Source organism: Streptococcus sp. 544, from assembly GCF_013277385.1.
GTDB classification, from domain to species: Bacteria; Bacillota; Bacilli; order Lactobacillales; family Streptococcaceae; genus Streptococcus; species Streptococcus mitis_BA.
The window spans coordinates 34,951-45,155 of the sequence record NZ_VMMU01000015.1 but is presented as its reverse complement, the minus strand read 5'-3'; the positions used below and the strand labels follow the sequence as shown (position 1 = coordinate 45,155).

General features: G+C 39.0%; 5 protein-coding genes and 1 pseudogene. All 6 read right to left on the bottom strand.

The annotated features are described in order from the left end of the window. Positions 1–5,844: pseudogene (locus HT728_RS10680) on the bottom strand (GEVED domain-containing protein); the annotation flags it as partial. A 490-nt stretch (positions 5,845–6,334) separates the two neighbouring features. Next, entirely contained in the window at positions 6,335–7,024 is a 690-nt protein-coding gene (gene rplA / locus HT728_RS07385) for a 50S ribosomal protein L1 (protein WP_001085675.1), read from the bottom strand. 207 nt (positions 7,025–7,231) lie between these two features. Beyond that, entirely contained in the window at positions 7,232–7,657 is a 426-nt protein-coding gene (gene rplK, locus HT728_RS07380; RefSeq protein ID WP_001085807.1) for a 50S ribosomal protein L11, read from the bottom strand. Between the two features lie 236 nt (positions 7,658–7,893). Further along, positions 7,894–8,610: an LD-carboxypeptidase LdcB/DacB gene (ldcB, locus tag HT728_RS07375; RefSeq protein WP_173234588.1), complete on the bottom strand. Its 717-nt coding sequence runs from the start codon at positions 8,608–8,610 to the stop codon at positions 7,894–7,896. A gap of 2 nt (positions 8,611–8,612) precedes the next feature. Continuing rightward, positions 8,613–9,083, bottom strand: a complete 471-nt coding sequence (locus HT728_RS07370) for an HIT family protein (protein ID WP_173234585.1) — start codon at positions 9,081–9,083, stop codon at positions 8,613–8,615. A 1-nt stretch (position 9,084) separates the two neighbouring features. After that, a complete protein-coding gene (locus HT728_RS07365; RefSeq protein ID WP_173234582.1) occupies positions 9,085–10,122 on the bottom strand; it encodes a M42 family metallopeptidase in 1,038 nt (345 codons plus the stop codon). Positions 10,123–10,205 lie beyond the last annotated feature (83 nt).

The following is a 10,205-nucleotide window of genomic DNA, read 5'->3' as shown; positions in this document are numbered from 1 at the left end:
TATCCTTGAATGATGTTTTCACTTTTTCGTAGATATGTTTTGTATTTCCTTTTTCATCAATTTCAGTTCTAACAACATTGTATCCTGGGATTGATTCTGAAGGTTTAGCGCCATCTTTAGATGGAAGTAAATCTGTTTCTTTGCCATCTTTTTCGATAACTACATATCTAGTATCTGGGCGAACTGTTGGAATATACTTAGCAGTTACTGGTGTTCCGTTCTTATCAACACGTTTAACTGTTACTCCTGTAGCTTTTCCTACGAAGTTTGGCTCTGGAGTGAATGTTACTTTTCCATTTTCATCGATTGTATATGTTCCTTCGTTTGGTACTACTTTTTCAGTTGTTCCATCATCGAATTTTGGTTTTACATTTTCATCGATTGCTACTGGTACTTCTTTCCCGTTAAGTGTTACTTTTCCACCTGTAAATGTTGGTGTCCCTTCTTGAGATTGTCCTTTTGGACCTTCTGATTCAGCATCTTTAGAAGTTGGTGACACTGGGATTACTACTGGTGTGTATTTAGCTGTTACTGGTGTTCCGTTTTTGTCAACACGCTTAACTGTTACTCCTGCAGCTTGTCCTGTGAATGTTTTTTCTGGAGTGAATGTTACTTTTCCATTTTCATCGATTGTGTATGTTCCTTCGTTTGGTACTACTTTTTCAGTTGTTCCATCATCGAATTTTGGTTTTACAGCTTCATCGATTGCAACAGTTTTTTCTTGACCATTAATCGTTACTTTTCCACCTGTAAATGTTGGTGTTCCTTCTTGAATTGCACCTTGAACATTAGTTGTGATGACATCTGAACTTGTTGGTGTTGCTGGTTTTACAACTGGTGTGTATTTAGCTGTCACTGGTGTAGCATTCTTATCTTCACGTTGAACTGTAACACCTGTTCCTTTACCTGTAAAGTTCTTTTCTGGTGTAAAGGTTACTGTGCCGTCTGGAGTTACTGTATATGTTCCTTCACCATCGATAGTTACTGATTCAACTGGATCACCTGTTTTTGGATCTACCAATTTAGCTGGTTTATCTTCATCGATTGGAACAGTTTTCTCTTCACCATTTACTGTTACTTTTCCACCTTCAAATGTTGGTTTACCTTTTTGAATTGAACCTTGAACATCTTCTGTTACAGTATCTGAACCTGTTGGTGTTACTGGTTTAACTGTTGGTTCATAAGTAGCAGTTGTTGGTGTTCCATTCGCATCTTTTGCTTGAACAGTTGCTGCTACTGGTGTACCTGTGAAGTCTTTATTTGGTGTAAATGTTACTTTACCTGTTGTTGGTTCAATCTCGTATGTACCAACTGTATTTCCATCATTATCTTTTGCTGGAATTGTTGTATCATCTGTTGGTTTTCCAGTTTCAGGATTTACTAATTTAGCTGGCTGATCCGCATCGATCTTCATTGGAATTCTTTCATCACCTGGTGTGAATGATGGAGTTCCTTCTTGTTTAGCACCTTGAATTCCTTCAGAAGTTGTTGGTGTTCCTGATGGTTCTACTGGTGTAATAGATGGAGTATATGTTGTTTTTACAACTGTTCCATTTGTATCTTTTGCTTGGATCGTTACTGGCTCAACTTCACCAGCATACGTTTTATCTGTTGGTGTAAATACTGCATTCACTTTGCCATCTACGACTTTAAGTGTATACGTACCAATCACATCACCTGCTGGATTCTTCGCTGGAACAGAGTCTACTGCATTTTCATTTTCATCTAATAATTTAAATGAAGTTGTATCGATTGCTACTGTTTTTTCTGTTCCATTGATTTCTGTTTTACCTGGTGTAAATGTAACTTCTTTTGATTGTTCTACTCCTTGGATATCTGTTGAAGTAGCTGGATCTGCTGTCGGTGCTACACCTACGATATGTGGTGTATAAGTTGTTTTAACCGTTGAGCCATTTACATCTTCAGCTTGAACATTTGCAGGTGATACAGTGCCTTTATATGTTTTATCTGTCGGCGTGAATTTGACTGTGTTTGTTGCTGGATCAATTGAGTAAGTACCTACTACTTTATTTGTTCCATCTGCTGCATATGCTGGGACTGTTGCTTCTGTTGGTACACTTCCGTCAGCATTTAATAATTTAGCTGAACCTTCCTTGATTGCTACTAATTTCTCAACATTATCGATAGTCGCTTTACCTGGTGCAAATGCTACAACACCTGATTGTACTTCACCTTGAATGTTTGTTGATTCTCCAGGTGTAGCTGTTGGTTTAACTCCTACGATTGTTGGAGTGTAAGTTGTTTTAACTGTTGTTCCATTTACGTCTTCTGCTTGTACATGTGCTGGTAATACTTTACCTACATAAGCCTTATCAGTTGGTGTAAATTTCACAGTGTTAGTAGCAGGATCAACTGAGTATGTTCCTACTTGAGTAACTCCGTCCTCTTTATAAGCTGGTACTGTCGCTTCAGTCGGTACACTTCCATCAGCATTTAATAATTTAGCTGAATTTGGTTTAAGTTCTACTGTTTTTTCTGCATCTCCAATTGTCGCTTTACCTGGAGCAAAGGTTACAACCGCTGATTGTTCAGCTCCTTGAATATCAGTAGATGTTGCTGGTTCTGCAGTTGGTACTACTGGAACAACTTCTGGAGTGTAAGTTGTCGTTGCTGTCGCTGTTACTTCAGTTCCGGCTTTATCAGCTCCTACTGGCACAGTTAACGATACGCCGATTCCTTTAGCCTTCCCTTTAAATGTTGGAAGTGGTTGGAATTTCACTTCTCCAGTTGCTGGAACAATTGTATATGTTCCTTCATTTTCTACTGTTACTGATGTTGCAGTTGTTGCTACTTTTGTTGTAGGATCAATTAATTTTGCAGGAGTCGTTGCTGTTGGTGTAATAACAGCTTCAGTAGCTTTTCCTGCATCCGTTTTGAATACTACTGTTTCTTTTTGTTCTTTCCCTTGAACATCAATTGAAGTTTTTGGTTCACCTGTAATTTCTTTTGCCGTTACAGTTGGAATATAAACAGCATCCATTGTTAACAATGTTGTTGAATGAATTCCTGTATTATTGTTTACAAGTCCATTTTTCTCTGTTAGAGCTGTCCATCCTGTTGATTGACCATTTTCGTCAACAGCACGTAAGGCAATACCGTCTGCTTTACCTACGAAGTTAGCTGCTGGTGTGAAAGTTACTCCTGTATCCGTTACTTCATAAGTACCTTGACCATCTTTCGTGAAAGTTTTTGTTAAACTTCCGTCTGGATTGACAATCATGACACCTTCAGCTTGTTTAACTTTAGTTGTTTCTAAACTAATCTGGTTCTTTTGAGTAGAGTAACCTAATCTTCCATATGAGTTAAATGTTACTTTTTGGTTTCCAGAACCAACGTCAGTAGCATCATCCCCTTCAGGTCTATTGACAAATTCGAAGTCTATCGTTTGTTTCTCACCTTGAACACCTGTCGTTTCCTCTTTGTCTCCACGAGGTGGGATAGCTACTTGAATTTGGTTATCTTCTACTTCCCCTGAGTAAGCTATTCCTGTAGGTTTTTCTACTTGAGATTCTTCTTTAGCAATACGAACACGGAAATTAACATTTTCTTTCGTTGTATCAATAATTTGTGTATTACTAAATCTTAATGTTACTTTTTGATTATTCTCAGTAACTTGTACGATTCTGATGCTTCATCTGCATCAAATTTACCATTATTATTGAAATCGATAAATCCACGTACGTAAGCTGGCTCTGTTGTTCCTGTAAATTGGTCATTCCCATTTACAGAAGCTCTAATATTTACTTGATAAGTATTATCTGGAGCTTTTACTAATTTTACTTCTGGCTCCCCTGTTTCTTTATTTTCATGTACATCGGCAGCATCAATTAGTTGTTTAACTCCCTCATCAGCAGCATCTTTTCTGTCGTCAGACCCCTCACCACGAACACGAATACCAGAAACAGAATCAACATCAGCTTTTTCAGTTCCTAAGAATGGTTGTTGAATTTGTCTTTTGACACCTGTATTCCAGTCTGTAGCTTCTGTTCTTAAGAAATGCTCAGCCGTTCCATAAGATTCTGGAAGATCTCCAAAGTCAGAAATTTTAACCCCAATCATGGTACTTTGCAATCCTGTAGAGATGATATAAATTCCTACTTCGCTAGCATTAGCTGTCGACACGATTGGTGTTGAATATTTTCCTCCTCCATTAGTATAAGAACCAAAAATTTGTGAACCTAATCCTGCAGTTGCAGAATCTCTCGTCGCAAACATTTTAGCTGCAAGAGCTTTTTTAAATTCCTCAGTATTAAATGTTAAAGTACCATTTACTCTATTAAAGTCTGGTAGGGGTTTATACTGTGTCTTATTACCACTTCCGACAGTACCCGCTAAATCCCAAGGTGTTCCATTTGTTGTATAGATTTCTGCCTCATAGTTCGCATCACTGATATCTTCACCAGAAGTCATTACAATACCTGGCTTAACTGGCTTATTATTGTATGTTGCATCTACAGTAAAGATTACCCCTGCATTAACACCATTTACACGGCCACCACTCGCAGTTACTGCTCCAAGTGCTGTTTTATGGTTTCCTGTATTAATACCTGCACCACGCTCACGAACATTCGTATACCTTCCATCTTGCGGATAACCTGAGAAACCTACCGCTTGATTAAATTTATTATCTTTATCTGCATCATAACTCGCTTCATGCTCCGTTCCTGCAACACGGTTTTTGTAGGCTAACGTTGATTCAAAAGGTTTTAATTCCTTAACGGTTAATGTTACAACATATCCTGGCATAATTTCTTTTCGATACTGAGAACCTACTTGAAGTATTTTACCATCAACTAAATTCGTCCAATCATTTGTATCAGAAAAGTCAAGCCACTGAATTTGGTCATTTAAGGTTGCGATTTCTTTTGAATTTTTCTTGACTGGCACATCAGCTAACGATGCATAACCATGGTCTTCTAACCATTTTTTACCTAGTTCATTTGAACCGTCTACTAATGCAGCAGTTTCTGTTTCTGCTAAGTTAACCGCAAATTTACCATCGCGACCAATTCCTGCATTTTTTAATTCGTTATAAACTGCAAGAATAGACTCGTTCAGACGCTCAAGTTGTGCATCTACTTGCTCTTTTGTAACACTCTTATCAGCTAAAAGTGTTTTCGTTTCAGCAAGAACTGTTTGGTTTTTAGCTACCGCTGCTGTAACTGCTGCCTTGTTTTCTTCTTTCACATCAGTCTTAGCAAGTTCAGTCTCAGCCAATTTATTTGTTACTTCAGCTTCTGATGACACTTGTGTCAGAGTTGTTGTAGCTACAGAAAGTGCTTTCTCAACTGGTGTTGCAGTTTTTTCTGCTTCTTCCTTAGCTGCTTCCTTATCAGCTGCCTGTTTCTTATCGAAACCAGCAGTATTTGACTCTGTTACAACCAAACTTAAAGCAGATACTGTAGCTGCTTGTTGATCTACTTCTGCTTGACTAGCCTCTGCGTTAGCAAGAGTTGCTTTAGCTGTAGTCAAAGTTTCCTTAGCTGAGCTTAGTACAAAAACCTCTGCATACTTAGCCGTTGAGAGTTTTGATTCTAAAGTTGAAATGCTAGCTTCAAGAATTTCTTTTTTAACTTTTTTAGCTTCTTCTACTTTATCAGCTTCTGCTTTTACTGGTTTATCCTTAGAATCCGCCTGATTATCTGGGGCAGTTGTTGCAGCTACTGCTACTTCAGTTCCCTGCACCTCTGTTGCTGACACCGCACCGTTCCCAAGGAACATCAAACCAGCTGCAATCGCTACTGATGCAGCTCCAAAACTATACTTACGGATACCATAACGAAGGTATTTTTCCGTTCTAAAATCTTGTTGGTTTCTCTGCATGAGATACACAACCTCCTTATTTATTAAATAATGCTGATTTCAAACACTAGGAAAAATACCCCCCCCCCCTTAAATTTTTATGCAATATTAAGAAGTTGATATCTTAAGTTAGGTATAAAAGATAAATCAACATTTGGTTTTATTATATCATTTAGAACAATCTATTGCAAGATAAAAATTTTCGTTCGACAATCATAAAAACAGAAACCTTGTGTAAATATGTAGTTCTCTGGTTGTTTTTTATAGTATTTCAGAAATATTATACCAACTTAGGAATATTGAAATAATTGATACGGTTGTAATCCATATAATTTTTTTTACAAATCAACAGAAAACAATTCCTATTTCTTTATTTTTATCAATCATCAAATCACGTTCAAAAACACCAAAATGAGGCTGAGAAAAACTCAATTTCTGGATCAAACAAAATAAATTTTCTCAAATAAAAAAACGAGCACTTTCGTACTCGTCTTTGTTTATAAACTACTGATTAAAGTGAGTTTACGTCAACTTTGATACCAACACCTTGAGTAGTTGTGATAGTCAAGTTTGTTACGTAAGTTCCTTTAGCTGTAGCTGGTTTTGCTTTTTGGATTGTTTCGTTGAAAGCTTTAAAGTTTTCAACCAATTTTTCAGCTTCAAATGATACTTTACCGATGATTGCTTGAACGTTACCTGCACGGTCAGCACGGTAAGTGATTTTACCACCTTTAGACTCTTCAACTGCTTTAGCAACATCCATTGTTACAGTACCAGTTTTAGGGTTTGGCATCAAGTTACGTGGTCCAAGAACACGTCCAAGACGTCCAACAAGAGCCATCATATCAGGTGTAGCGATAACTACGTCGAAGTCCAACCAACCATCGTTGATTTTAGCAACAAGGTCATCTTCACCAACAAAGTCTGCACCAGCAGCTTTTGCTTCTTCAGCTTTTGCACCACGTGCGAAAACAAGAACGCGTGAAGTTTTACCAGTACCGTTTGGCAATACCATTGCTCCACGGATTTGTTGGTCAGCTTTTTTAACGTCGATGTTCAAGTTGTAAGCAACTTCTACAGTTGCGTCAAATTTTGCAAAGTTAGTTTCTTTTGCAAGTGCTACAGCTTCTTCTACGCTGTATGCTTTTGTGCTGTCGATTTTCTCAAGAGCAGCACGAAGTTGTTTGCTTTTTTTAGCCATTTTCTATTCTCCTTGTAAGTGGTTCAATCGATTTTCATCTCCCACGTCACTCCTCGAAATGATGAAGTCTTGCGGGTTTTCAGTCTATTATTTTTCTTTTCCTACAGCCTTAAGCTCCCTTGCTGTACCCAAGTACAAGCTTCAGTCACTTGCCTAGTATGAAAAGCAACTAATAGACTGCTGTGAGATTTTCTACTGTGTTATTGATTAGTCAACAACAGTGAATCCCATAGAACGAGCAGTACCTTCGATCATACGCATTGCAGACTCTACGTTTGCTGCGTTCAAATCTGGCATCTTAGTTTCTGCAATTTCTTGTACTTGTGCACGAGTAACTGTAGCAACTTTAGTTTTGTTAGGTGTACCTGACCCTTTTTCAACACCTGCAGCTTTTTTCAAAAGAACAGCAGCTGGTGGTGTTTTAGTGATGAAAGTAAATGATTTATCTTCGTAAACTGAGATAACAACTGGAATGATCATACCAGCTTGGTCAGCTGTACGAGCGTTGAACTCTTTTGTGAATCCCATGATGTTGATACCAGCTTGACCAAGAGCAGGTCCAACTGGTGGAGCTGGTGTAGCTTTACCAGCAGGGATTTGCAATTTTACAAGTTTTTCGACTTTTTTAGCCATTTTTAAATCCTCCTTTGTGGTTTTGGCGGTAATTAAAGATTTTTACCTCCCACAAGTATGCTTTACACATACCCATCTATTATACACTATTTATCTGAAATTGCAAGCGAAAAGTTTATTTTTTATACTCAATGAAAATCAAAGAGCAAACTAGGAAGCTAGACGTAGGTTGCTCAAAGCACAGCTTTGAGGTTGCAGATAAAACTGACGTGGTTTGAAGAGATTTTCGAAGAGTATTAATCGACGTAATCTCCGCCTTCAAACCCATAGTATTCTTCCAAGCTGAGACCAGTCTCAGCAATTTCTTTAGCTTCTTTTCCGACATAACGAAGGTGCCATTCCTCAGCCATATAACCTGTTTCTTTTTCCTTACCTTTGAGATAACGTACAACAAAGCCATAATCAGCCGCGTGATCCAAAAGCCATTGAGCTGCCTTCTCCTCTGTTACCAATTCTCCATTGGTGCTAATCACATCAAAGGCCAAACCTGTTTGGTGTTCGCTATAGCCAGGACGGGCAGAGTATCGGTCAGCCGCTGCCTTCCCATCTTGGTTGACATAATCTTGATAGAGCTTGGTCTGAGTTTCATAACTTCTAAAACCACTGTAATGGTCACTGATTGGGAAATCTGCCTCTTGCATCGCTTTGATTAGTTTGACCAACTCAGCCTTGGCTGTTGGATTTTCCCCCGGATTGTAGTCTTTAGACAATGGATAGTGTTTATTGGCTACGATGATTTCATCGTATTTCCCTTGAATACTGTAATAGTCTCCTTTGTTAACCACTTCTGCTTTTTTCTGGGCAGCTCCTTGAGATTTACTACCGACTGTTCCATCAGTCTTGGCTGTTTGCTCTGTCTTAGCTGCGTCATCTTCATTTTTTGCTTTTTCTTGTGAACAAGCTGCTAGACTCAAGGCTAGCAAGGCTGTCAAGACAAGGTATCTTTTTTTCATCTCTACTCCTTTATTTCTAATAGTTTATCTAGTTCTGACGATAAACATTTAACTAGTTTTTTAATCTCATCTGGTTTTGCTTGGCAGGTTTCTGAGGTCATTTCTTCAAAGGGAACCCACCAGACTGGCCCACGCCCCTTGAGACCGTGACCATTCATATCACCTGTTCGTCTAGGAAACAGATGCCAATGAAGATGGGCATCACCATTGCCTAGAAGTTCGATATTCATTTTCTCAGCAGTAAAGGCCTTGGCAACTGCCTCTTGGACTAGACTCATTTCTTCGAGAAAACGGAGTCTTGTTTCCTTTTTCAAATGGTGCAATTCGGTAACGTGTTCCTTAGCTAGAAAAAGACTATATCCTGCAAAATACTGGTGGTCTCCAATCACAAGATAGCCTGTTTCCAACTCTTTGACAAAGTAAGGATTTTCTTCCTTCTTGATGAGGTCAATTCTCTGGCAAATCAGGCACATATTAGTCTACCAACCCACTCTTAAGATAAGCATCAACCATACGCTCTGTTGCGACCACCGAGTCAATATGAGTACGCTCATAAGAATGACTAGACTCGATACCCGCACCAAGAAGAGCGTGTTTAACTTCTGCACCTGCAGACATGGCCGCTGAAGCGTCCGAACCATAAAATGGATAGATATCCAGCTTGAATGGAATATCTTGGTTTTTAGCCAAGGTCACCAAATGTTGACGAAAGTCATAGTGATAAGGACCTGAAGCATCCTTGACACAGATAGATACTGTATATTCATCTGTCTGCTGGTCATCACCCATGGCTCCCATATCCACAGCCAGATATTCTACTACCTGAGCAGGAATATTAGAGTTAGCACCGTGTCCTACTTCTTCAAAGACTGAAAAAGCAAAATGGGTTGTTACTGGCAATTCAATCTTCTCTTCCTTATAAATACGAAGTAGGTTAAGCAAAATCGCTGCGCTGACCTTGTCATCCAAATGACGAGACTTGATAAAACCTGTCTCTGTCACGACAGTTCGTGGGTCAAAACTGATAAAATCACCGACCTCAATCCCAAGAGCACGAGTTTCTTTTTCAGTGGTCACTTTGGCATCCAAACGCACTTCCATATTGTCTTGCGTGCGTTCTGCAGTTCCTGCATCCTTGTAGACATGGCAAGAAGTCTGGTGGATAAGGATAGTTCCGGATACCTTTTGACCTGTGCTAGCTACATGAACGGTACAGTTTTCTCCTTCAATCATGTTCCAAGGAAAACCACCGATACGGTCCATTTTGAGACGACCGTCTGGTTTGACAGCACGGACAATGGCACCCAGCGTATCTACATGGGCAGTCACATAGCGGTGTTGTTCATCTTTTTGACCTTTAATGGTCACATTGACACCGCCCTTAGCTGTGCGAACCGGCTGGTAACCAAAACCTTCTAGAGTTTTGACTAAATAGTCCGAAATCTCACGAGTGAAGCCTGTTGGCGATGCAATGGCTGTTAGTTCTTTGATATATTCTACTGTTTGATTCATTTATTTACCTCTTTTGCTACCTATTATAACACATTTATCATCGGATAAAAAAGAAAATCACTCCTGCAGACTTTGCTACAAAA

What these genes read in the sequence shown, in the direction of transcription:
- rplK (WP_001085807.1), bottom strand. Translation starts at nt 7,657, where the DNA reads ATGGCTAAAAAAGTCGAAAAACTTGTAAAATTGCAAATCCCTGCTGGT.
- rplA (WP_001085675.1), bottom strand. Translation starts at nt 7,024, where the DNA reads ATGGCTAAAAAAAGCAAACAACTTCGTGCTGCTCTTGAGAAAATCGAC.
- ldcB (WP_173234588.1), bottom strand. Translation starts at nt 8,610, where the DNA reads ATGAAAAAAAGATACCTTGTCTTGACAGCCTTGCTAGCCTTGAGTCTA.
- HT728_RS07370 (WP_173234585.1), bottom strand. Translation starts at nt 9,083, where the DNA reads ATGTGCCTGATTTGCCAGAGAATTGACCTCATCAAGAAGGAAGAAAAT.
- HT728_RS07365 (WP_173234582.1), bottom strand. Translation starts at nt 10,122, where the DNA reads ATGAATCAAACAGTAGAATATATCAAAGAACTAACAGCCATTGCATCG.